The 23,311-nt window shown below is 49.7% G+C and carries 18 protein-coding genes; 5 read left to right on the forward strand and 13 right to left on the reverse strand.

The genetic code is table 11. From position 1 onward, the window contains the following. The first annotated feature begins 82 nt into the window (after positions 1 to 82). Entirely contained in the window at positions 83 to 1,798 is a 1,716-nt protein-coding gene (locus AC27N8_RS12335; protein ID WP_487067376.1) for a hypothetical protein, read from the forward strand. A 41-nt stretch (positions 1,799 to 1,839) separates the two neighbouring features. On the opposite strand, the gene AC27N8_RS12340 is transcribed toward AC27N8_RS12335, so the two are convergent. The 3 genes from AC27N8_RS12340 to AC27N8_RS12350 all read right to left on the reverse strand — a co-directional run bounded on the left by AC27N8_RS12340 (position 1,840) and on the right by AC27N8_RS12350 (position 4,984). Then, a complete protein-coding gene (locus AC27N8_RS12340) occupies positions 1,840 to 2,601 on the reverse strand; it encodes a thioredoxin-like domain-containing protein (RefSeq protein WP_487067378.1) in 762 nt (253 codons plus the stop codon). 223 nt (positions 2,602 to 2,824) lie between these two features. Beyond that, a complete protein-coding gene (locus AC27N8_RS12345) occupies positions 2,825 to 4,057 on the reverse strand; it encodes a cytochrome P450 family protein (RefSeq protein WP_487067380.1) in 1,233 nt (410 codons plus the stop codon). Between the two features lie 135 nt (positions 4,058 to 4,192). Then, positions 4,193 to 4,984 carry a class I SAM-dependent methyltransferase gene (locus tag AC27N8_RS12350; RefSeq protein ID WP_487067382.1) on the reverse strand — a complete coding sequence of 264 codons (792 nt, stop codon included), beginning with the start codon at positions 4,982 to 4,984 and terminating at the stop codon, positions 4,193 to 4,195. Between the two features lie 253 nt (positions 4,985 to 5,237). On the opposite strand from AC27N8_RS12350, the gene AC27N8_RS12355 reads away from it, so the two are divergent. Next, positions 5,238 to 10,256: an ATP-binding protein gene (locus AC27N8_RS12355; RefSeq protein WP_487067384.1), complete on the forward strand. Its 5,019-nt coding sequence runs from the start codon at positions 5,238 to 5,240 to the stop codon at positions 10,254 to 10,256. 61 nt (positions 10,257 to 10,317) lie between these two features. On the opposite strand, the gene AC27N8_RS12360 is transcribed toward AC27N8_RS12355, so the two are convergent. From AC27N8_RS12360 to AC27N8_RS12400, 9 genes are all read right to left on the reverse strand, one after another. Continuing rightward, entirely contained in the window at positions 10,318 to 10,857 is a 540-nt protein-coding gene (locus AC27N8_RS12360) for a GNAT family N-acetyltransferase (protein ID WP_487067386.1), read from the reverse strand. Between the two features lie 120 nt (positions 10,858 to 10,977). Next, positions 10,978 to 11,802, reverse strand: a complete 825-nt coding sequence (locus tag AC27N8_RS12365) for a heavy metal-binding domain-containing protein (protein ID WP_487067388.1) — start codon at positions 11,800 to 11,802, stop codon at positions 10,978 to 10,980. Between the two features lie 69 nt (positions 11,803 to 11,871). Further along, positions 11,872 to 12,852, reverse strand: a complete 981-nt coding sequence (locus AC27N8_RS12370) for a heavy metal-binding domain-containing protein (protein ID WP_487067390.1) — start codon at positions 12,850 to 12,852, stop codon at positions 11,872 to 11,874. Positions 12,853 to 12,887: 35 nt separating this feature from the next. After that, positions 12,888 to 13,283, reverse strand: coding sequence for a hypothetical protein (locus AC27N8_RS12375; protein ID WP_487067392.1), 396 nt, complete (start codon positions 13,281 to 13,283; stop codon positions 12,888 to 12,890). Between the two features lie 210 nt (positions 13,284 to 13,493). Further along, the gene (rhaI, locus tag AC27N8_RS12380; protein WP_487067394.1) at positions 13,494 to 14,702 is read right to left on the reverse strand and encodes an L-rhamnose isomerase; all 1,209 of its coding nucleotides are present in this window, start codon (positions 14,700 to 14,702) and stop codon (positions 13,494 to 13,496) included. A 155-nt stretch (positions 14,703 to 14,857) separates the two neighbouring features. After that, complete coding sequence (gene rhaS / locus AC27N8_RS12385; protein WP_487067396.1) at positions 14,858 to 15,895, reverse strand: rhamnose ABC transporter substrate-binding protein; 1,038 nt, start codon at positions 15,893 to 15,895, stop codon at positions 14,858 to 14,860. An 11-nt stretch (positions 15,896 to 15,906) separates the two neighbouring features. Beyond that, positions 15,907 to 16,902, reverse strand: a complete 996-nt coding sequence (locus tag AC27N8_RS12390) for an ABC transporter permease (protein ID WP_487067398.1) — start codon at positions 16,900 to 16,902, stop codon at positions 15,907 to 15,909. Beyond that, positions 16,899 to 17,948: an ABC transporter permease gene (locus tag AC27N8_RS12395; protein ID WP_487067400.1), complete on the reverse strand. Its 1,050-nt coding sequence runs from the start codon at positions 17,946 to 17,948 to the stop codon at positions 16,899 to 16,901. The genes AC27N8_RS12390 and AC27N8_RS12395 overlap by 4 nt, the downstream gene beginning before the upstream one ends. 3 nt (positions 17,949 to 17,951) lie before the next feature. After that, positions 17,952 to 19,451: a sugar ABC transporter ATP-binding protein gene (locus AC27N8_RS12400; RefSeq protein WP_487067402.1), complete on the reverse strand. Its 1,500-nt coding sequence runs from the start codon at positions 19,449 to 19,451 to the stop codon at positions 17,952 to 17,954. A 290-nt stretch (positions 19,452 to 19,741) separates the two neighbouring features. Between AC27N8_RS12400 and AC27N8_RS12405 the strand changes: the two genes are divergently transcribed. Both AC27N8_RS12405 and AC27N8_RS12410 read left to right on the forward strand, forming a co-directional pair. Continuing rightward, positions 19,742 to 20,758 carry a LacI family DNA-binding transcriptional regulator gene (locus AC27N8_RS12405; protein ID WP_487067404.1) on the forward strand — a complete coding sequence of 339 codons (1,017 nt, stop codon included), beginning with the start codon at positions 19,742 to 19,744 and terminating at the stop codon, positions 20,756 to 20,758. Positions 20,759 to 20,830: 72 nt separating this feature from the next. Next, positions 20,831 to 21,577 (forward strand): TMEM175 family protein, encoded by a 747-nt coding sequence (locus AC27N8_RS12410; protein WP_487067406.1) that lies wholly within the window; start codon positions 20,831 to 20,833, stop codon positions 21,575 to 21,577. Positions 21,578 to 21,723: 146 nt separating this feature from the next. On the opposite strand, the gene AC27N8_RS12415 is transcribed toward AC27N8_RS12410, so the two are convergent. After that, positions 21,724 to 21,846, reverse strand: coding sequence for a hypothetical protein (locus AC27N8_RS12415; RefSeq protein WP_487067408.1), 123 nt, complete (start codon positions 21,844 to 21,846; stop codon positions 21,724 to 21,726). 141 nt (positions 21,847 to 21,987) lie between these two features. Here AC27N8_RS12415 and AC27N8_RS12420 point away from each other — a divergent pair, with 141 nt between their 5' ends. Then, positions 21,988 to 23,301, forward strand: coding sequence for a phytoene desaturase family protein (locus tag AC27N8_RS12420; protein WP_487067410.1), 1,314 nt, complete (start codon positions 21,988 to 21,990; stop codon positions 23,299 to 23,301). Positions 23,302 to 23,311: the final 10 nt, after the last annotated feature.

Consider the following 23,311-nt stretch of genomic DNA (forward strand, 5'->3'; position numbering starts at 1 on the left):
ACTAGCAGTATGAAAGGAAATGGCGACCTGTTTGTGAAGATAGGTTGCATTTTTTGGCGTTTTGAAAAAGATCTATCTAAGAATGAATATGCATGTGCTTTTGCTCTTGCTTGTTGTGTGTAGCGCCATTTTCCTCCGTATGTACCTTGTTTATAACAGCTGGCCGTTGGCTAATAGTGATGAGGGCGTGATGGGGGTGATGGCAATAAATATTTTGAAGTATGGAGAGCATCCACTTGTCTTTTACGGGCAGGATTATATGGGAGTGTTGCAGGCGTATTTGGGAGCTCTTATTTTTCGGTTCGTTGGTATTTCATTGTTTGGACTACGTTTTGGTATGGTGATACTTTACGCTGCTTTTCTTGTTTGTATGTATGCACTGACCCGGCTGCTTTATACAAAGCGCTTTGCCTTATTTATCACGCTCCTCTTTGCATTTGGTTCTACGGCTATGCTGACCCGGCAATTGCAGGCGATTGGGGGCTATCCAGAGACGATATTGTTCGCAACAGTTTCACTTGTGCTGGGTATCCATCTGGCTTTGACTTTTCCCAGAGGGACGTGGCGGGATCGGGTTGGTCGGCATTTGCAGTTCTTTTTCTGGGGTGTGGTGGTAAGTATCGGTATCTGGAGCGATTCGCTGATTCTGGTCTGGGTGGCTTTTTCGGGATTGGTCCTCTTGTTTAGCTGGCGAGAAATGATCTTTAAGGGAACTATTGTCTCTCTTTTGCTCGGGCTTGGGTTGGGGGCTGTTCCTTTGGTTATGTATAATCTGGGAGCTGTACCTGGACATGATACGATTACAGTTTTGCTCTTGCAGGAGGGGCATCAGCCATTGACTCTGGCGATTGTGCAAGAGCAAATAAAAAATACTTTTGCGATCAGCTTACCAATTATCACTGGTAATCCGGTTTGTTTGCAGTCGGAATATCCCTTCTTGCAGTATTGGGGCTTTGAGGTATATAAAATCTCCCAGTGTACTCTGGTTGGAACCGTCTGGTCTCTGGGCTTTCTGGCATTATGGGGAAGTTCGCTCTTGCTGATTGCAGTTACGTTGAAAAAATTCCTCTTTCCCTGGCGCAGGCGCTCCTGGTCTGTCGAAGAACATCGACAGATCGTGCTGGCTGCCTTGCAGGGGATTTTCTTGTTTGGCGTGCTGGCAACTATTTTTGTGTATCTTCATAGTCGCATGGTTCTGGGCAGTCCAAGTGTGGACGCACGCTATATGATTGGCACCTGGGTAGGCTTTCCAGTGCTGATCTGGCCTCTGTGGCAAGGTGTGGCACGGCTCGATAGCGGGAGCTGTATCTCTCGGATACGTGTGATTCTTGTAATTACGCGTCGAATGTTATGTTTTAGTTTCTTGATCTTGTTGCTGGCTATCTTTGTCACAGGCAGTGTGATCGCGGTTGGACAAACTCCAACGGCCCGTGCTGAGCAGAGCCGTGAGCTGGTTATTGTAAATTCCTTATTGGCAAAAGGTATAACGCATATCTATGCTGATTATTGGTTTGATTATCGCATCGCTTTTGCCAGTAACGCACGCATTGTTGGATATACTATTTTGTATAATGTCAAAAAGCATGGATTAACCACTGGTCATAACAAATATCAGTCATATGCTGATACGGTACAAAATGATCCTTATGCCTCCTATGTCATTCCAGTGAGCAGCGACGAGACTTTGAAGCATATTATCGTGCAGAGGCTGCATGGTGTAAGGTACCACACTTTTGTGGTGGATAGTTATTTGATCTATCAACCTCTTCAGCCCGTCAAGAACGGAGTCGTCGTATAGCGACTCCGTTTGTTATCGTGCTCGGTATTTGTGAGCCCAACTTATTGTTGAATTGGTGTCCCGGTTCCACCTGTGCAGGCTGCTCCAGGCTCAGGTGTTTGGGGTCCTTGCTCGTATTTTTTGAGAAATGCTGCCAGTCGAGGATCGCTTGCCTTGGTGACCTTGAGCTGATAACCCCAGGCCGACGCGACTACTGGCGATGGGAGATCGGGGTAGGGCGATAGTATCGCGTAAGCATGACCCTTGACGAGATTTTTTAATGTGACGATATCGTCGCTGGATAAGGTTGGCTGATAGGTGATCCAGACGGCTCCATGTTCGAGTGCGTGGACCGCATTCTCATTCGTGACGGGGGCATCATAGATACCGCAATTGAGCCAGACAGGATTGTGGTTCCCACCTACCGGTGGCGTTTGTGGATAAGTAACTTTGGTCGTGACGTGGTTACGCGATAGGTTACTATATTGAACTACTCCAGCAATAGTATCACTGCTGGCTGGAGCGCTCTGGGTTGTGTTATAGATAACCGCGATTACTACAATAATGATGATAGCTGCGCTGATACTTCCCCATAAAATAAATGACTTCTTACGCTTTCTGGCTTGCTCCACCTTATAGCGACGCTGTTTTTGCTCAACACGATTTTTGCTCTGGTTTCCAGCTTTGTTCTGGCTTTCAATTTTGCTCTGGTTTCCAGCTTTGCTCTGGCTTTCAATTTTGTTCTGGTTTCCAGCTTTGCTCTGGTTCCCACTGAGGGACCTCTGAGGATCGTCTTTCGGCTTGCTTTTTGCTTTATTTGCCATTGTCTTTCTTTGCCCTTTGCGCTGCTGCTAAATAGTACTTATGCACATCTTTTAAGTGAGAGTCTTGTCTTCTTTCGACTTTGTATTGATGAAAATAAATATAGTCGTTTATGAAGACGCTTGTCAATAATACTGGAGGTGTAACTGCTTGTTTACGCGTAGTAACCTCTCTGAAGATACCTGCGAAGAGAGGCTACTCCTATTTGTGTTCGGCTTATGTCTGCTATGAGAAACTTACCGGGAGAGTGCGTAATCCCATAATCAGTGTCCCTGGACGCCAGATGAGCTCCTGAGGATCAACGCTGAGGCGAAGATCAGGCATGCGGCGCAGCAATGTGCTGATGGCTATCTGGCCCTCAAGTCTGGCTAATGGTGCTCCCAGGCAGTAATGGATGCCTTTTCCAAAGGCAAGATGACGATTATCCTGGCGTGTGATGTCCAGTTCGTCGGCTTCGGCGAATACGTGAGGATCATGGTTGGCTGAGGCCAGCACGACGAGGACGTATTCACCACGACGAATCAGTGTGCCATCGATCTCGACCTCTTCTCGCGCCCAGCGTTGCGTGGCTGTCATTAACGGACCGTGAAAGCGTAAGAATTCTTCAATCGCCGATTTGATGAGTGTTGGATCGCGTTGGAGCTTCTCTTTCTGGTCTGGATGAAGTAGTAGCGCCAGCGTTCCATTACCGATGAGATTGACAGTTGTTTCATGTCCGGCGATCAAGAGGAGGGAGACCATGGCAACTAATTCGCCTTCTGTGAGCTTGTCCCCTTCTGACTCTGCTTGTAGGAGCTGACTCAGGAGATCGTTGGAAGGATGCTTGCGCTTCTCCTGAATAATCTCGAAAAGATAGCTACGAAATTCATTGATATGAACTCGTCGGTGCTCCATCTCTCTCGCGTCTCCGGAAGCTTCAATGATAGTATTTGACCAGACGCGAAATCTCATGTGATCCTCGTTCGGTATACCGAGGAGCTCTGTAATGACCATAATGGGAAGTGGAAATGCAAATGCATCGATCAAGTCGATCTGTTTTTTGTCCTGGACCTTGTCGAGCAACGCATCAGCGATCTCCTGGATGCGCACGCGCCACTGTTCAATCAGTCGCGGCGTGAAGGACATGTTGACGAGTGTGCGCAGCCGTGTATGGTCGGGAGGATCATAGCCGAGCATATTACGATTGATGCGCAACGTCTGCCCATGGACATCTGTTTGCTCATTGAACCAGGGAAACTGTTGTTGTATCTGTTCTGGTGTAAGAGCATTACGTGAATCCTTCACGAAACGTGGATCTCTCAAAACAAAATCGACATCGTTGTAGCGCGTAATCAGCCAGCCTCGCATTTTATCCGAGAGCTGCGCGTTATGGACAGGATCTTCGTCGCGTAGCTGGGCAAAGGCGGGATAAGGATTGGCTTTGGATGTCGGTGAAGAGAGATTTAATTCTGTCACCATTATTAGTACCTCCATAGTGAACAGGCCTTGAGGCAAACAGATGATCTGTCATGATTAGTTTGCTCTCATTACTTTATGGTTGGATGAGCGAAATGTCAAGCTCTTTGTAATTGCGTAACTGCGTTTTTAACCGGATTAATAGCGTTTCTGTCCATAAATGATAGTAAAACGGAAGCCACTTCTGTTCGTTTCGCATTCCTGTAGGGCCGCGACTACCAATTGGTCAAATTCCTCAAGCGACATATTTGTGTAGCTTTCAACACGCGATCTGACAATCAGTACCATTTCCCTGAAGAAGCGCACCATCATAATGCCGATGATACCTCCCCAGATGCCAATCGGTAATATAAGCGGCGATGAGGTGAGATGGATTAAGCGCTCTTGCTCGAATGCAGGGTAAATACTGGTGGTTTTTAATGCATCCACGCCACGTCTTCTATAAGCTTTCCTGACGATCTCTATGGCTTTAGTGGTCATAGGCCCAGCACGATAGATACGTATATCTCCTTCAATGCATTCAATCCAACCAGCAGGACGGGTAATGCGCACCATCTCTTTCATGTGCGTAACCCAAAAACTACTGGGGATGACGAAGAGCATCTGACGTTGATAGACGAGATCGAAGGTATCATTGGCAAAAGGTAAGCCCTTGAGAACATCATGTTGCATGAAATGACAATTATTGGGTAGTTTATCGCCCTCCGAGAGTGGGGCGCGATCCAGTCCAGTAATTTGTGCCCGTGGAAATTTCATGGCCATATCTCGTATCCATTGCCCGCGCCCGCAGCCTATGTCGAGGATGTCGTGCGGTTTCGTAATGGGTGAGAGACACATTCCCTGAAGGACGGATCTGAGCGCATAATGTTCCAGGTCTTGAACATTAATTTGATCAATATTGTCTGGGAGAGTGTATGACCAGGCTGTCATGCTAATAACTCCTTAGATCAAAATATATAGATAGTTGCTTGTTCATTATATAATAGTATACGTGAATAAATATGTAAAATATGTTATTGATTTTTTATGTCAGCGTACCTTTCTTTACCTGTGCAGATGCATTTCCTGAAGCGCTTCTTTAAGTAGATCAGGACGGTTGGTAAAAAGGCTATTCGCTAAAGGCTGGCTTTTATCACCTAATTATTCCACTATTATCCCAGGTGCTAACGAAAGGATTTATTGTATGGATGGTCAGGATCTGAATGCAGAGTATCGAGATTTTAATACAGTTGCAGCTATCTTCACACAAGGTTTGCGCGACTTGCCTACTGATTATGTCACGCGCGTAAGAAATTTTCTGGCAGAATATCTTGGCAGTCCTCAGCATCCTGTACCATTTGGTGGACGTGCCAAGGAATGTGAGCAGTTGGACTCCTGGCTGAATAATCCCCAGGAGGCTCCTTACTTATTGCTGGCTGCTCCTGCTGGCCGTGGTAAATCTGCTTTGTTACTCCACTGGTGTCAAACGGTGCTGGCTCGTCGTGACTTTGCCATCGCTTATTTTCCTGTCAGTATCCGCTTCCGCACAAATCTAGCTGGCGTAGCCTTTCCCTCGCTTGTGGCTCTGCTGGCTTCTCTGCACGGCGAGAAGGTTCCTGCCGATCCTAATATGTCTGAGGATGTCTGGCGTGGCCTGCTCGTTGACTATATCAATCGACCTCTGCCCGCTGGGCAGACGTTGCTTCTGGTCCTGGATGGTGTGGATGAGGCTGCCGATTGGTCAGCTGGATCTGCTCTCTTTCCACAAGATCCTCGCTCCGGATTACGTATCGTGCTCTCTGCTCGCTATCTGGCGAATGATCTGGGCGTTGAGGCCTGGTTGAAGCGTCTGGCATGGACGCGTGAGGGGTTAGCTCGTGCACTTGAGTTGCATCCGCTAGATCGTATGGGCCTGGCCAGCGTGCTGGTGCAGATGGGCTTTCCTCTGGATGCGCTGGGCACACGCGTGGATATCGTCTCTGAGCTCTATCGCCTGAGTGAAGGTGATCCTTTGCTGGTGCGTCTCTATGTGGATGATCTGTGGGAGCGTGGTACCTCTGTGATGCGAGTTCGTCCAGAGGATCTACGTGCTATTCGTCCCGGTCTGGTGGGCTATTTTGAGCGTTGGTGGAATGATCAGCGTCTGTTATGGAGTAATGGCGCAGCACAGCGAGAAGCGATTGCTCAAGACGTCTTGAATATATTAGCTGGTGCGCTAGGACCGCTCAGTAAAGCCGATCTGTTGAGCCTGCTGGCCGATAATGCTGGTTTCAGTGCGGAGACACTTGAGCAGCATCTATCCCCACTGGCACGCTTTGTTACTGGCGATGGGATACATCAAGGCTATGTATTTAGTCATCCCCGGCTGGGAAACTATTTTTTTGAGGAGCGCTTGAGTGATGTTGAGCGCCATCAGGTCGAGCAGCGCTTTCTACTCTGGGGTGAGCGGACGCTTGAGGCTCTTAACACCGGGCAATTAGCGCCAGAAGGTGCTTCAGCTTATATTGTTCAGTATTATGGAGCTCATCTGGAGCAAGCTCAGGCTGATGCTCAGACGTTGCTCTCTCTGGTCAGTGATGGCTGGCGACGCGCCTGGGAAAAATTGGATCGCGCTAACGCTGGTTTTCTGGGCGATGTAGAACGTGCTTGGCATGCTGCTGAGCAGGAAGATCTGAGAGCTTATGAGGATGGAGAGAGTTTCGCCTATCTGAGTGAAGAGATCCGCTGTCTCCTGACCCAGGTAAGCGTCAATAGTCTCACCAGTAACATCTCGCCTCGGCTCATGCTCGAAGCTGTGAAGGCAGGTATCTGGACTCCAGCACAAGGGCTGGCATGTTTGCGCTTGATCACTGATCTGGCACCGCGTGCACGCGAACTGGTGGGACTGGTCCCATACGTCCAGGAGTCGTTGCGCTCAGATATTCTCCAGGAGGCTCTGGAGACCGTTTTGACAATCAAAGATGAATATATTCGCCTCGATACCTTAGTCGAGCTGGCTCCCCGCCTGACCGAAGCCCTGCTCTGGCAGGTGCTGGAATTGATCCCTGCAATTGATGATGAGGCCGATCGCGCTGGCCTATTAGCTGAACTGGCTCCCGCCCTTACCCGCTATCCATCCCTGATTGACCGAGTTCTGCTATGGGTACAGGAGATGGAAGAAGATGAATATCGTGCTCTCACACTTGAGGGATTAGCCTCCTCGATCTCTCAAGATCAGCATGAACGTCTGCTACAACTGGTAGGAGCTATGCATGAAGAGAGGTATCGAGCCCAGGTGCTTATCGCCCTGGTGGCTCATCTGCGCACCAACTGGCTTCCTCTCCTCCTGCCAGAGGTGCGCGAGATGATGGATAGTCTCTCACGTCTGCGTCTGCTGGCCAAAATGGTTCCCTATTTGCCTGAGTCGTTGCGCCTCGATGTGATGCAGGAGGCATTAGAACTGTCGCGTGATATCGATGATAGGGAATATCGGATTGAAGCGCTGGTAATGCTGGCTCCTTTTCTGTCCGAGGAGAGTTGGACAGAAGCTCTACAAGAGATATCCTTGCTGCGCGATGAGCGGTCTCAAGTAGATGCTTGGCGTGAGCTTGTCTCGTACGTGCCAGAGGCTCAGTTATCGGCTTTGCTCCATCATATTTTAGCGCTGAAGAGTGAGGAATATCGTATCTATGTACTGATACCGTTGTTACCTCGCCTGACGGAAGTGCTCCAGGAAGAAGTGCTGGGGTGCATATCTGATATTTGGGACGAGCGCTATCGCTCTGAATTGGCAGCACAGCTCACTCTTTATGCCTCTGAAAGCTTATTATCCAGGTTATTGAAGATCATTCCCACGATACAAGATAAAGGGTATCGTGTCTGGCTGATGGCGGAATTGGAGGTTCCTCTCACTGGAAAACTGCATCGACGCCAATTTAATATCGCCAGTGTCTTCCATTCAATTTCAGACTGGGAGGATCGACTACAAACGTTATTGGCCATCGCCCCTCGCCTGAGTGAAGCGGCTTTAGCGAGTATCTTTACATTCATGTTGCCGCAGATCTTCGATTTTTCCTGGCGTGTGCGCAGTGAGGATGATCGCGCTCATGTGCTTGTGAAACTAGGCGCTCTCTTGCCCGATAATTGGCTGGGGAGAGCTATAAGTGAAGCGCGCATGATGGGAAATGAAGTCAATCAGGTCTCTGTACTGCTTGCGATAGCTTCTCGTATCCGTGATGTGCATCTCTCTGAGGCGCTGCATATTGTGAGAGAGATGAAGGATAGAACGAAACGCGCACAGGTCTTAGAGGCTTTAGTCTCATCGTTGCCGGAGGAGAGCAAAGGGAAACGCATTCAGGAGATGTTGCAGGCGCTTCAAATCATTAAGGATGAAACTGCACGGGTGAAGTTTTTAACTGTCTGCATCCATTATCTGCCAGCGACGTTACCGACTGCGAGCATGCGAACTATCCTTAAATCTGTGCAAGCTATGCTGGATGAAGCCAATCGCGTGGCTATGCTGATCGCAGTGGCCTCGCATATCCCTCCGGATCTCTTTGATGATGCGCTGGCTCTCGCGCTGGATGTAAGTAACAAAGAGACTCGCATGCAAGTTCTGGCGATATTGGCCGCACATCTACCCGAAGCTGCATTTACCCACTTTTATGAGATAGTGCAGAAGCTTTCAGATGCAAAGTGGCGTAGCCAGATCTTAAAGATCGCTCTCCCTCATGCGTCGCAAAGCGTTCTGGCGGATCTATTTGCACAGGTGTCTCTCATCAATGATGAGGATCGACTTGTGGAGTCCCTGGATATACTCTCGACCTGCGCGACGGAGGATAACTTTCCTTTGTTATGGCAGGAGGTGCATAGAATCTCTGATAAGGGAGGATATGTATTGGCTCTGGGAGCGCTCGCGCCGCATGTACCGGATGATTTCTTTGCGCAATTTTGGATGGCAGTCCAGAGGATTTCCAATCAGGAGTGGCGTATCTGGATACTGAGAGCGATGGCTGGTCGGACGACAGAGACGCGAACCTCCCAGTTATGGGAAGCGATCCTGAGTGTCTCCGATAAAGGCTATCAGCAACGAATTTTGAGCATGTTCACTCCACATATATCAGTGGACTATTTTGTTCCGCTCTGGTTGGTCGTACAAGAGATGCCGAATGATTGGGTGCTCTGGCATATGCTGGATGTACTTGCTCCCCAGGTGCCGGAGGACTTCTTCATACCATTCTTGCAACGCGTACAGACAATGTCCCATCGAATTATCCGTCTCCAGATCCTGGAAAAATTGGCCCCACGCATGGCCGCAACGCATTTTTTGATGTTTTGGGATGTCGTACAGGAGACCCATAATACCACTTCAATTACAAAATTACTTGTTGCATTAGCTCCTCAGGTGCCCAATAGCTATATGTCCTACATATGGGCAGTGCTCCCCAGCGTCAAAGACAAGCAGATGCTTGTACAAATCCTCTGTGCCTTGTGTCCTCAACTGACAGAAGAACAGATGAACATGGCTTTGGAAATGATGCGGGATATACCTATGGGAAGTATACAGCTGGAGTTGTTCGAAGCATTATTGCCATACTTATCCGAAGAAAAAATTGTAGAGATAGTCGATTCATTGCTTCCCCAGCCTCCCGAGCGTCTGCCTGAGGTGTTGATGCAGGCTACATGGGACAAGAATTATCATCTGCGGACATTGGCTTTGATCATTCCATATCTGCCTGAGAAATATCTGTTATCAACCTTTTCTGCCCTGTTGGAAGCATTAAAGGTACTCCATATAGAAGAAGAGCAGGCGTGGGTACTGCGCCAATTGGCCTCGAATATTACTGATGATTTTTTAGCGCAAATACTTGATAGGTTGCTTGATGCCCTGAAATCGATCAATAGTCATTCTCAGCTGCAGGTGTTAGAAGTGCTTCTGCCGGCTCTGTCTAAAACTGAATGGGGAAAGGTGCTGGATTGGGCAAGATTGGAGCTTCACGAGACTGGAAATACATTTGTTGTGGCACAGATATTGAAGTCTGGCTATGCTGTCTGGGAAGAAAGTGTCGCTGATTGGTTTTATCCTCTTACGCATGACCTTCTGCGCCACTTGAGTCAGAGCACGCGTAGTGAGGCGCTGGTCGACCTGACGCAACTGGTTCCTATTGTCTCTGGCGTCGGAGGCGAGGAGGCGATGCTAAAAACGAGTGCGACCATACTGGAGATCGGAAATTGGTGGCCTTAAAGACTCGTTGTAAATTTGCAAGATCAACAATTCTTGGAGAGATCCTTAGTGCTGTGACAGCCTAGGTGCTCACGGAAAAATCGAGACGCCAGTTATTGACCCGCATGAAAACGCCTTTAGGGTACTCGATCTCGCATTTTTCAACCAGTGTGAAGCCTGACTTTCGGCAGAGGGCGTTCGATGGGAGGTTGTCAACGGATGGGAAGGCGTGCAAAAATCGATGCTTACCGTCCGCTTGGGCGATGACAAGAGCCTGCTTAACCGCTGCGCTCGCGAAGCCCTGCCCCTGAAATGAGGGAAGCACCGACCAGCCCATCTCATAAATGTCTTCTCCATGGTAAGTGTTGTCCCAGTACCCGACTGATCCGACTGCTTCGCCAGTGGTCTTATGAATAATCTTGAACATGCGGCCAACTCCTGACTCTGTGAGCCGTTCGAAGCGGGCCTGGCGTTTGATCAGCTGTTCGTCGCTCTCAGGACCACCAAGATGCTCAGTCATCGCTGGATCACCCAGCAGTTTCTTCAAAAGTGGAAGATCGCCCTCACCCCACGGCTCGATATGTACAGTGCTCTGGTCAAATATATTGCTCCTCTCAGTCATATCAATCTCCTTTTTTGTGCGATCTATATGTTCACGTAAGAGAGGCAGCCGAGCGTTGCCAAGCTGCATCTCTTTGTTGAATTAGTCCAAGAATTTCGCTCTTTACTTTTCTTAAGTCCCTTAGTCGTTGAGCAGGAGAGAAAGCGATGGTGCCTGGATGAGATGATCATCTGCGATGCTGACTACGGCGGTGCCGATGGCGAAGAATTCGATGATGTGTGAGCCCCATCCATGGCTGTTCTCGACGATCTGAGCACCGACGACTCCCTGGGCTTGCAGGCTGACGGCTTCTGACTGCATGCGTTCCATGGAGAGCTCACGGGCGTCGTAGAGTGCCTGGGTGTAATTGGTCATTTCGACATTGCGTCCGACGCGGCCAAACCATTGTCCGAGGCCCTGGCGCGAGACGTGATAGACGCAGTTGCCCATCACCATGCCAACGGGACGGTATCCCGAGTGGAGCAGCGTCCAGAAGTCTTGTCCGGAGAGGTCGGATGTGAAGGGCATGCCGTGTGCGTTGCGGAAATGTTTTCCGTCACGGGAGCGGATGGCGGTTCCGATGGCGACAAATTCAGCCAGGGATTCTCCCCATTCATGGCGGGTGACTTCAAGACGTACTCCGACGATTCCGTCGGCACCGAGGGCATCGGCCTCTTCTTCCATGCGGGTCATGGCGAGCTCGCGGGCGTGATACATGGCTTGTGTCAGGACATCCATCTCCTGGTTCTGGCTCCAGTTGGCCATCTGGTAGCCGATGTGATAAATCGAGCTTCCAACCACCAGTCCAACGGGATCAAAGCCAGCTTCACGTACCAGCAGGAATTCGTTGACGCTGAGGTCGCTGGTGAAGAGCCCCTTGTGCGTGGAGTCGTTGCGCATGGCTGAGAGGCGTTCACGGGCGTGTACTGGAAGATCACTTCCCTGTGGGGGTGTCTGCTGAGACATAGATTGGTACTCCTTGCTTTCTTCTATATGAGAGAGAGTCTCTGCGGGCGATATGCATACGGATTATGCTTACGCTTTAAAGGTTAACTCTCTGTTTTGTCCATAACGTCCCGGGCGCAGGTCGGTAAAAATGAGCGTTGGCTTGGGCTTCGGGATGTTGTGATCTTTTTTGACGCTGATGATTGCTGTTCCAACAACGGAAAAATGTACGAAAAGGTCCAGATAGTAACGTTGTGGATTATCGGTTTCGTATTCCCTGACTGTCCGATCGTTTTCAACATGCATGCCGACGACTCCAAGGGCTCCCAGGCGTTTGGCCATACTATCGGCTCTCTGCATGGCTTGATGACGCGCTGTATAGACTCCTTGCGTAAATGGTCCTATCTCTTGATTGACACCGCCGCCGCCCCACCATCCGCGGAGCTGTTGCGTCATCTGGCTGCCGAGTGCGATCCAGAACGAGCTGTAGCCCGTGACGACTCCTGCTGGATAGTAGCCAGATTGTAGAAGTGTCCAGAACTCCTGCCCCGAAAGATCACTCAGGAAGGGACGAGATCCTAAGGGCGTATTGGGGAGTTTGATCGCTGTACCAATCGCGGTATATTCGATCAGATTGCTGCCCCAGGTATAGTCCCGTTGCGTAAAGCGGACACCGACCACTCCATGGGCTCGCAGTAGCGTGGCCTCTTGCTCTAAGCGGCCAAGGGCGAGCTGAGCGGCATGTTGATGGGCCTCAGAGACCGTCTCCATTTCCTGTATCGATGTGCCCCATGAGTACTGGCGCGTATATTGCCATCCCACCTGATAAATTGAGCTACCCATTACCTGGCTGAGTGGCTGATAACCTTGTTCACGTGTCAAGAGAAATTCTTTGGCACTGAGATCACTGGTAAAGAGAGGATGTCCAGCACTCATCTCCTCGGTTAGACGCTGTGTGGCGCGGGTGGGTAAGCCTCCGGCCTCCAACGCTTGACGACTCACGTCATCTTTCTGCTGTTGCTGGAGTCGCCGTTGTTTCTCCTCTGGTGAGGTTCGCTTCCAAAACGGCATAAAAACCTCCTTCTCTGGTTGCTCGTGCCGGGCGCTTACAATAGAAAGTTTTCGAGCGCGCTGCGTGCTTGAGCGCTGCGTGCTGATTCTTCAGCCAGACTGCGGGCCAGCTCGCCGATCCACTGATCCATAGATATCAGATCCGTCTTGAGTACAATGCCACGCACGACCTTGGCACGTGTGGTTTGGATTGGTCCCTTACGCTCTTTGATGATCCGATACTGATAATCGCCCAGCCCCACCACGATCTCGCGTACAGGATGCTCACGCGATAAAAAGCTACTGTGGCGTGATACCTCTGTCTGATTGGGTAAAGAACCAGCCAGTTTGGCGGCAAGAGCCTCCATAAAAGCGTTTACGTCGTTGATGTCGGCACGAAGCGATGCGGCAAACATTTCTACCTGTAAAGGTTCATTGATATCATCTTGCATCCTTCGCTCCTTTCTTCCATAAGAAATAGAGAATGTATAATTGTATTTTTCAAGGGGAGCAAATTGCCAACTAGCATTTTCCTCTCTCTCTATTCTGCATCTAATAGTAACATAAACGCAATGGGAATCTTGATATAAAAAAGCATCCCTCTTTCTGATCTCCAGCGCTATGAAAGTGGAGAGACTAGAAAGAGGGATGCTTCTGGTATTTTAAGCTCCAGGATAGCCACTGGCGGCTGAACTGGTGCCGCGCTCACGAGCAACTTTCTCTGCGTATCCGCTCTTGCGGAAGGCGGCAATTGGATCGGTTTCCAGTCCGATTTTTGTGCGAGCAAGCGCCAGAAGCGGCCTCACATCGGTATCGAAGGCGTCGCGTAGCACGCGATAGGCTTCAAGTGTATCACTGGCCTGCTGCGCAGCCGCCAGTCGCGGGCGATCGACGAGCAGGGCTTTGGCGTGTGCACTCTGGATGTTGATGACTGATTGAAGCATGGCTTCGACTTTTGGTTCAATATTGTGCGATTGATCAATCATGTAATCGATGCGCAACGGATTCTTCTCTTCGGCCGCTGCCATTAGCTCATTGAAGATGAGAAATAGTTCAAATGGATTGAGTGAACCAACGATGAGATCATCGTCTGCATACTTGCGATCATTGAAGTGGAAGCCTCCCAGGCGCTCTTCATCCAGCAGCACAGAAACAATGTGGGCGATATTCGTTCCCTGTGGATGATGTCCAGTGTCGACGAGTACCAGGGCCTGTGGTCCCAGCTTGCTCGCCAGCGTATAGGCCATCCCCCAGTCTGCCAGATCGGTATGATAGAACGCTGGCTCGAAGAATTTATATTCTATCAGCAGCCGCAGGTCGTTTCCCAGGGCAGGATAAAATTCTTGTAGGGATTCCGTTAAGCGATGACGACGGCCGCGTAGATCGTCCTGGCCGGGATAGTTGGTGCCGTCTGCTAGCCAGAGGCTGATGGTGTCTGAGCCGACTGTACGTGCAATCGTGGCGCATTCGTGCATGTGCTCGATCGCTCGCCGGCGTATTTTCTCGTCAGGATGAGTGAGGCTACCAAAGCGGTAGTCATCCTCTTGAAAGAAATTTGGATTGACCGCTCCCAGGCGCAGACCTAGCTGCGTTGCGTAGTCTTTGGCAGCCTGCCAATTATCTTCTTTATCCCAGGGGATGTGAATGGCGACACTGGGGCAGATGCCAGTTAGCTTCTGTACGATGGCCGCGTCGTCCAGTTTCTCGCGCAGATTACGCGCTGCACCAGGCCATGGGAAGACTTTAAAGCGTGTGCCAGAATTCCCGTATCCCCAGGATGGAGTCTCGATCTTGAATTGCAGAATCTTTTCGATGAGTGTCTCGATAGAGATGCCACGCTCTTGTAAGTTCTGTTCGATGTCTAAACTCATGTGCTCACCTTGTCCGCTTTGTGTAGTTATTTGTTATCGCTTGCATGAGATACTTACAAAGATGGGTTCATCTCGGCAACGCTCTCATATGACTGGATGATGATTGTCTGGCACGATGTCCGTCAACATTGTGATGGACATCGTGCTGGTGATGGTCAGAAGTCGAATTGGTCGATGTTCGCCTTATTGAAGACTGTGGGAGGTCCAAGCAATACGACTCCGCCGGCTCCGATGGTTTTACTTCCTAATTTACCAGCGGTGTACGTTTCTCCAACGGTGCCTTTGATTTTGCCCTGAACGAGCAGCGCGGCCGTGTAGTAGGCCAGATAACCCAGATCGGCAGGGTTCCATAATTCAAAGCCTTGAATGGTGTCGTCTTTGACGTATTTTTTCAGCTGATTAGGCGTACCCAGACCGGTCAAAGCGACTTTTCCACCTTTGTTGACCGATTCGAGCGCACGGGCTGCTGCTGCAATACCCACTGTCGTGGGGGAGATAATACCTTTCAAGTTAGGATAGGCTGTCAGCAATGATAACGTCTGGTTAAAGCTCGTCTGATCATCGTCGTTGCCATAAGCGACTTTGACTAGCTGCATACCTGAGTAAGGAGCTTTTTTCAACTCGTCTTTCATGAAGCCGATCCAGGCATTCTGGTTCGTGGCTGTACTGGCGGCTGAAAGAATCGCAATCTGACCGCTATTCCCAATCTGCTTGCCCAGCAGATCGATCTGGCTGCGACCCAGTTGCTCAGAGTCCGCCTGATTGATGAACACCTGACGAGCATCAGGAGCAACATCTGAGTCGAAGCTAACGACTTTGATGCCTTTAGCCATAGCTTGCTTTAATGAGGGTGCCAGCGCGTTTGGATCGTCCGCCGAGACGACGATAGCCGAGACATTCTGCTCGGTGAGTGTGGTGATGAATGGGACTTGTTGCGCGGCATTGGCGGTGGATGGGCCTACTTGTTTAACGCTGCCTTTCAAGGCGGTGGATGCTTCCTGACCACCTGTATATGCGGCAGTAAAGTAGTTGTTGTTAATCTGCTTGGGTAGGAACGCGATGTTGAGGGAGCTACTGGTGCTACCACCGCCGCCAGTATTACCGGTGTTGGATGTGCTTCCTCCACAGGCCGAAAGTACGAGCATGCTCAAAATGATGAGTCCGAAAAGTGACGTTTGAAACAGCTTCTTCACTGTTTTCTCCTTTATGCTTGTTTGGTACTGCTCGGGGCCAGACGCCGACGAGCCATGTCAAGCTGAATGCGCTGAGCGATATTAGGTCCCAGCACAGAAAAGATTAAAAGTAAACCAATGGCAAGGTTTTGAATATCTCCGCTGATATTTAAGAGGTTCAAAACGTTTCGTAAGACGGCAACGATAAAAATCGCTAAAATGACACCCAGTAATCTTCCTCGACCACCATAGATATTCACTCCACCGAGCAACACTACCGTGACCACGTCAAGCTCAAAACCGAGCGCGTTGTCCGGGCGGGCGTTGGAGAAGCGTGCGGTAAATATGATACCCGCAAATGCCGCGATGAAACCGGAGATGATGAAGAGCCATAATTTAATGTTCTTTACATTGATGCCGGCGAAGAGCGCAGCTTCCTTATTGTTCCCGATCGCGTAAAGCTGTCTACCCAGAAAACTAAAATGCAACACGATGGCAAAGATGATTGCCAGTACGGCAAAGATCAGGACAGACCATGGGATGAGTGTACCTGGCAGATAGCCAAAGCCCAGCGTTGTAAAATCGGCTGGAAAATTGCTGACCGCTTGATCTCCGATAACCACATACGCCAGCCCACGATAGAGTCCCAGTGTACCTACTGTGACAACCAGCGAAGGCAGTCCCAGTCTGGTGACAAGTAGGCCGTTGAGTGTTCCTGCCGCCAATCCAACCAGCAGAGCCGCTCCGATGGCGAACCACATTGGATGTCCACTGGCCCAGAGTACTCCCAATGTGATGCTGGCGAGTCCCAGTGTTGAGGCCACCGAAAGATCGATCTCGCCAACGATGACGATTAAGGTCATCGGTAGCGCCATAATTGCGCGCTCCATAATATCGCTGGATAGTGTCGCGAAATTGAAGCTGTTAAAGAAGTAGGGCGAGAGTATGCTTCCCAGTGCCAGGCAGATGAATAGTACAATGACCAGGAGTGTCTCCCATGACAGCAAGAATGATAGACGCTGTTTCATGCTCTTTTCCTCCTGTTGATCAAGGCGCGCTGTAACCAATGTGTGATAAATGCGTCCAGCGCTACCGCGACGATGATCGCAGCACCATCGATAGCTTGTAACCAGAACTGAGAGATCTTCAGGATATTTAATGAGTTATCCAACGTTCCCAGGACCAGTACGCCGAGCATAGCACCCAGGATGGTGCCCGAGCCGCCAAAGGTATTGACACCACCAACCACGACAGCCGCAATCACCTCTAGCTCTAAGCCGGAGGCCGCAGTAGCATCGACGGTCGCGAAGCGTGCTCCCCAGAGAACTCCAGCCAGACCACAAAGCAGTCCTGAGACCGCGAAGGCTCCAAAGACGAGCAGGTCACGCCGAATACCAATCGCGCTGGCCGCTTCCGGGTTACTGCCGATGGCGTATAATTGACGACCAACCCGCGAGGCATGTAAAAAGTAGCCGACGATGATGGCAATGACGATCGCGATGATAATCAATGATGGCACACCAAGGATTTTTGTGGTTGCCAGTGCGAGATAATTGTTGGGTACGTCGGAAGCGTTAACTTGATTGGTGGTTGTGGACGCGACCACGAAGCTGAGACCTCGAAAGACGTTGAGTGTACCAAGCGTGGCGACGATCGCTGGGACACGCCCCAGCGTGATTAACAGGCCATTGATCATACCCAGGATTAAACCCAGGAGACAACCTGCCAGGATGGCTAATCCAAGGTTGATGCCCGGAATTTCTTTGAAGAGTCCAGCCGTCACAAAGGCCGAGATGCCGACGATAGAACCTACCGAGAGATCGATGTTGCGCGTCAAGATGACGAGCGTTTCTCCAATTGCGACAATTGCCAGAATTGCTACCGAGAGGAGGATCTGTTCGAGATTATCGATGCCGAGAAAACGTGGCACCTGGATGCCTACGACGATGATAATCAATAGCAGGACGACCAGGAGTCCTAATTCACGCACACGACTCACCAGACCAATCAAGCGTCCCTGACTGACAGTCTTGCGCTTGTCAACCTGTTCTACTTCAGAACTTGTGGTGCTCATCTATTATCCCTCCTGTCCGGTTGCGGCGAACATCACATTCTCCTGAGTGGCTTCAGCGTGTGTGAATGTACCTGTCACACTTCCTTCGTGCATAACCATGACGCGATCCGCCATCGCCAGGACTTCAGGTAGTTCGCTAGAGATCAATATAATCGCCAGCCCTTCGGCGGCCAGATCAGAGATAATACGATGAACTTCCGCTTTGGCTCCTACGTCGATGCCACGGGTTGGCTCATCGAGGATAAGTACCGTTGGGTTTGTCGCCAGCCACTTGCTGAGCACGACTTTTTGCTGATTGCCACCGGAGAGCGCTTTGACAAGCTGTTGTATCCCCGAAGAGCGCACATTGAGTTGTTGTGAATAGTTCCCCGCTATGGTCTGTTCCTGTCTTCCGCTGACCATACCCAGGCGTGAGACCTGTTGCAGAATCGGCAAGGTGATATTGGAGGTAATGCTGAAATCCAGCACCAGACCGTATTGATGGCGATCTTCAGGGACGTAGGCGATGCCATATTTCATGGCGACACGTGGCGAACGTGGCTGGATCGATCTTCCTTTGAGCCAGATCTCTCCGCTCTCCGCTTTATCGACACCAAAGAGCACGCGTGCGATCTCTGTTCGTCCTGCTCCAATCAGGCCGGCGAAGCCGAGAATCTCACCGCGATGAAGCTGAAAATTAACATCTCTGAAAACTCCTGCTCGCGTCAGATGTTTGACGTCCAGGACCACATCGCCGATCGTGGCGTCTCCTTTAGGAAAGAGATTAGATAGCTCACGGCCGACCATGTATTTGATGATTTCTTCAGTGTTGATCTCGTTGATAGGCTTGGTGACAATATAGGTGCCATCGCGAAAAATAGTGACGCGGTCGGCGATGGCAAAGACTTCTTCCAAACGGTGGCTGACAAAAAGGATCGCAACACCACGTTCGCGGAGACGCCTGACAATGGCAAAAAGCTCATCGACTTCGTGTCCCGAGAGCGCCGCCGTAGGCTCGTCCAGAACCAGCACACGTGCCTGAAGTGAAAGCGCTTTGGCGATCTCGACGAGCTGCTTCTCCGCGACTGAGAGTCCCTGCACTGGCGTATGCGAACTGATCGACACATCCAGAGAGGCGAGCAGTTCATCGACTTCGCGATACATGAGGTTCCAGTCGATGCGATTGAAGCGATCACGTGGATGACGTCCCATGAAGACGTTTTCGGCAATGTCAAGATCGGGGAAAAGCATTGGCTCTTGATGTACAACGGCGATGCCAAGTTCACGGGATTGAGTAGGTGTGTGGAGCTCCACCGCGTCCCCCTGTACTTTGAAGGTACCGGCGTCAGGTCGATGGATGCCTGCCAGCATTTTTACAAGCGTGCTCTTGCCGGCCCCGTTCTCGCCGAGGAGCGCATGGACCTCTCCTGGATACAGGGTCAGTTCCACATTTCTCAGGGCATACACGCTGCCAAACTGCTTGGCGATCCCACTGAGTTCAACGATAGGTTCGGAACGTTCCATTGCGTTCTTCTCTCAATTGAATAATGTAAATATTACAACAACTTTGTTATAATACTGAACGAGGTTGTTGAAACGTATGATTAAAACGTTTCAATTTGGAGGAAGTATAAAAGACGTTCTTCAATTTGTCAAGTGCAAGCGCAAAATATGAATGTTAAAAAGACTATTTCAACGTTTTGCATTGTACCAGAGATGTGGAATTTGATCTATCCATAAATGCATGCATATGTGTACATCTATATGTATATCCTGGCATGTGTAAATCTTTGATGAGTATCAGGGAGTATGCAATGTCGAGTATTCGTGACGTGGCTGAGCGTGCGGGCGTATCGCTTGGAACGGTTTCAAACGTCCTTAACCATCCCGAAGTGGTCGCAGAAGCCACTCGAGAGCGCGTCCTGGCAGTGATTGAAGAGCTAGGCTTTGTGCGCAACGGATCAGCTCATCAACTGCGTGCCGGGCATAGTCATAATATTGGCCTGATTGTGCTTGACGTTGCCAATCCATTTTTTACTGAAGTCGCTCGGGGAGCTGAAGATGCGGCTAATGAAGCAGGCTATTTAATCATTCTCTGCAATTCTGATGATGCTCTTGAAAAAGAAAGCCGTTACCTGCATATGTTGGAAGAACAACGTACCGCCGGTATCTTAATTACTCCAGTGCAGAATGATGTGCGCTATCTGCAACATCTGCACAAGCAGGGCATCGCGGTCGTGCTATTAGATCAGCCGAGCCGTGCGCGTGGATTGTGCTCCGTGGCCGTTGACGATGTGCTGGGAGGAGAACTGGCTACACGTCATCTACTCGAACTTGGACATCGCACCATTGCTTTTGTCAGCGGTCCGTTGAGTATTCGTCAGTGTGCCGAGCGACGACTGGGGATGCAACGTGCTATCACTATGGCTGGCCTGGATGCCAATCATGTGATTGTTGATATTCCTGCTCAGGCACAAAGTAGTAGCGCGGGTGAGAAATGCGTCGAGGCATTGCTTACTCAAGAGCGTAGACCAACGGCGGCTTTTTGCGCGAATGATTTGTTAGCTCTCGGAGTGATGCGTGGACTGATTCAACGTGGGATCAAAGTTCCCGACGAGATGGCTTTGATTGGCTATGACGATGTCGATTTTTCAAGTACCCTTTCTCCTGCCTTAACCTCTATCCACCAGCCCAAATATCAATTGGGGCGTATGGCCGCTGAACTCCTTTTGCAGGAGGTATGTGAGGCTGAAAATCATAAGCACAAACAGATTATGTATCGGCCTGAATTGGTGATCAGAGCCTCGACGCAGTCACCCCGGCGAGGATGAAATGCCGAGCTTGTCTCATCATGTATGATAAGGATGCGTAAAGCGTTCATTTATTTTATAAAGGACCTGTGAATGGAAATATCTAAACAGCCACAAGAGGCCCCAGAGATCGTTGAAGCCAGTTCATCGGAGCACCTACAGAAAAGTGGGGATGCCAATGTATCCAAGCGACATAATACTATTCAGGAATTAATGAAGCCAAGTGAGGATCGTATTGTCTTGCTAACAGATGGCATCTTTGCGATTGCATTGACCCTTCTCGTTTTAGATATTCAAGTCCCTCGCGTCAGTACAGCGAAAGAATTTAGCGATATTTTATCCACGGATTTCTTTTCAAACACGTTGTATTATGTCATAACTTTTGCTGTTCTCATGAGTTATTGGCGTAGCCATCGTCATTTGATGAATTTGGTTAAACGTGTCGATGATCGATTTATTGTGATTAACCTGGTTTTTTTGGCCTTTGTGGCATTTTTTCCTGTGACAAATGGACTTTTGAGAAATTCACAGTTTCCTCTGGCTGTCATTATCTATACTGCTGTTCTGGCGGGATGTGGTTATTCTTCATCGTTGTTGTGGATCTACGCACTTGGAAAGCATCGACTTGTGGCTGTTGATGAAGATATGAGAACTCCTCTCTATCGCATTCTCAACACTGCTTTGCATCCCACATTTTTTCTGCTGAGCTTATTGCTTTTATTGGTTCCCAATTTCTCATCGGACAACATTTTTTATTCCTGGCTAATTTTGCCAGTGATCAGTATTGTCTACGTTCGTATTCTTAAAAAAAATATTGAAAGTGATGTTGAAGGCGTGTAGGATCGATTAAGCACCATTTTTCATCAAAGATGAAAGGTTGCGTTGTTTAGCTCATGCACTTTCCTCTGTGGGAGATAGATCCCTATTTGGCTGGGTCCATGAGCTTTTTTATTGCCTGTAAAAGATCAGTGTGTAGCAGTTATGTATCATGTGTGGTCTGTATCGTCTTCCTTCCGGTTGGCCATTGGCTCATAGCGTTCAACCAAATTCTCAAATGCTTCTTTGTTCCTACTAAGGACTTGCATCACCAGCCCTTCGTGTGGTTGCATATTCTTTCTCCCTATTTTACTCTCTATCTCTATAATAGAGTGAAAAAGTCAAAAGGTTGTCACAAATAGAAAGAGTATCTCGTCTCATGTACAAATCTTGCATGGAATACAATCCAAATAGTGAACAAAGGAGATTTTTGAATGATGGATACTCTTACTCAATCGTCAGTGATTATCGTTGGTGGAGGGCTGTCTGGCCTGTCGGCGGCTGCTCTTCTGGCGCGTGCAGGTCACGCAGTGACTGTTTTTGAGAAGGCGCATACAGCAGGCGGTCGCGCTATCACGAAGCAACATGGCGCGTACGCTTTTAACCTGGGAGCACATGCCCTCTATGTAGGAGGAACAGGTGAAAAGCTTCTAAGCGAGCTTGGAGTACACTATGGCGGTTTTCTACCTGAGGTTGACAAATTTCAAGTGCTAAATGATGGTAAGTTGTATCAATTGCCTGCTGGTGTGAAATCTCTCTTGAGAACAACGTTGCTAAATGTTGTCGCCAAAGCAGAATTCATACGCTTTTATAGTACTTTGAAGCATATAAAATCAGCCCAACTCCAGGATGTGAGTGTGCATGATTGGTTGGAGCGGGATGTGCGACAGCCAGCGGTACGGCAACTTATGCTGGCTCTGACACGCCTGATAACGTATGCCGATGCTCCTGAGATGGTCTCGGCAGGCCTGGTCGTTTCGCTGCTTGATGCTCAGGTACGTTATCTCGATGGTGGTTGGCAGACGCTGGTGGATGGTCTACGGCGGGCGGCAGAGGAGGCGGGCGCACAACTAGTGACTCATGCCCGTGTGGCGGCGATTGAGGTCTCTGGCACAGGACATATTGTGCGATTGGCGAATGGGACATCTTATCCGGCAGCGGCTGTGTTGCTTGCAGTTGATCCACAGACCGCCTCGACCCTGATTATGGATGGAGCTCATGAACAATTAAGCTGTTGGGCTGAGCAGTCTATTCCATCGCACGCTGCCTGTCTGGATGTGGCTTTACGTCGCTTACCAGAGCCACAGCATCTGTTTTCGCTTGGTATTGATCGCCCGCTCTATTACTCGGTGCATTCTGTCTGGGCCAAACTGGCACCTCAAGGCGGCGCTATGATCCATACTATGAAATACTTGCGACCGGGTGAAACAATTGAAGCGGTTTCCTTACGACAGGAACTGGAAGCGCAACTTGATATATTACAGCCGGGCTGGCGCTCGGAAGTAGTCGAACAGTACTTCTTGCCTCACATGATCACCTCGAATGCTATCGTTCAGGCAAAACAGGGTGGTCTGGCGGGGCGACCTGGTCCAGTGGTTCCTGGCATACACAATCTTTATGTTGCAGGTGACTGGGTTGGAACTGAAGGTCAGTTGGCGGATGCATGCTTTGCCAGCGCCAGTAGCGCCGCTCACATAATCATGACTGCTCTGGCAGCCAGATCTGATGCGTATGTCATGAGCAAATAAGGAGGAGTGC

The sequence above is a fragment of the Dictyobacter sp. Z7_2 genome (assembly GCF_057551105.1).

Excerpts from the sequence above, each read along its gene's own strand:
- AC27N8_RS12340 (WP_487067378.1), bottom strand. The coding sequence starts at position 2,601 with ATGGCAAATAAAGCAAAAAGCAAGCCGAAAGACGATCCTCAGAGGTCC.
- AC27N8_RS12390 (WP_487067398.1), bottom strand. The coding sequence starts at position 16,902 with ATGAAACAGCGTCTATCATTCTTGCTGTCATGGGAGACACTCCTGGTC.
- AC27N8_RS12350 (WP_487067382.1), bottom strand. The coding sequence starts at position 4,984 with ATGACAGCCTGGTCATACACTCTCCCAGACAATATTGATCAAATTAAT.
- AC27N8_RS12360 (WP_487067386.1), bottom strand. The coding sequence starts at position 10,857 with ATGACTGAGAGGAGCAATATATTTGACCAGAGCACTGTACATATCGAG.
- AC27N8_RS12410 (WP_487067406.1), top strand. The coding sequence starts at position 20,831 with ATGGAAATATCTAAACAGCCACAAGAGGCCCCAGAGATCGTTGAAGCC.
- AC27N8_RS12400 (WP_487067402.1), bottom strand. The coding sequence starts at position 19,451 with ATGGAACGTTCCGAACCTATCGTTGAACTCAGTGGGATCGCCAAGCAG.
- AC27N8_RS12420 (WP_487067410.1), top strand. The coding sequence starts at position 21,988 with ATGATGGATACTCTTACTCAATCGTCAGTGATTATCGTTGGTGGAGGG.
- AC27N8_RS12365 (WP_487067388.1), bottom strand. The coding sequence starts at position 11,802 with ATGTCTCAGCAGACACCCCCACAGGGAAGTGATCTTCCAGTACACGCC.
- AC27N8_RS12405 (WP_487067404.1), top strand. The coding sequence starts at position 19,742 with ATGTCGAGTATTCGTGACGTGGCTGAGCGTGCGGGCGTATCGCTTGGA.
- AC27N8_RS12415 (WP_487067408.1), bottom strand. The coding sequence starts at position 21,846 with ATGCAACCACACGAAGGGCTGGTGATGCAAGTCCTTAGTAGGAACAAA.
- AC27N8_RS12335 (WP_487067376.1), top strand. The coding sequence starts at position 83 with ATGAATATGCATGTGCTTTTGCTCTTGCTTGTTGTGTGTAGCGCCATT.
- AC27N8_RS12345 (WP_487067380.1), bottom strand. The coding sequence starts at position 4,057 with ATGGTGACAGAATTAAATCTCTCTTCACCGACATCCAAAGCCAATCCT.
- AC27N8_RS12355 (WP_487067384.1), top strand. The coding sequence starts at position 5,238 with ATGGATGGTCAGGATCTGAATGCAGAGTATCGAGATTTTAATACAGTT.
- rhaI (WP_487067394.1), bottom strand. The coding sequence starts at position 14,702 with ATGAGTTTAGACATCGAACAGAACTTACAAGAGCGTGGCATCTCTATC.
- AC27N8_RS12370 (WP_487067390.1), bottom strand. The coding sequence starts at position 12,852 with ATGCCGTTTTGGAAGCGAACCTCACCAGAGGAGAAACAACGGCGACTC.
- AC27N8_RS12395 (WP_487067400.1), bottom strand. The coding sequence starts at position 17,948 with ATGAGCACCACAAGTTCTGAAGTAGAACAGGTTGACAAGCGCAAGACT.
- AC27N8_RS12375 (WP_487067392.1), bottom strand. The coding sequence starts at position 13,283 with ATGCAAGATGATATCAATGAACCTTTACAGGTAGAAATGTTTGCCGCA.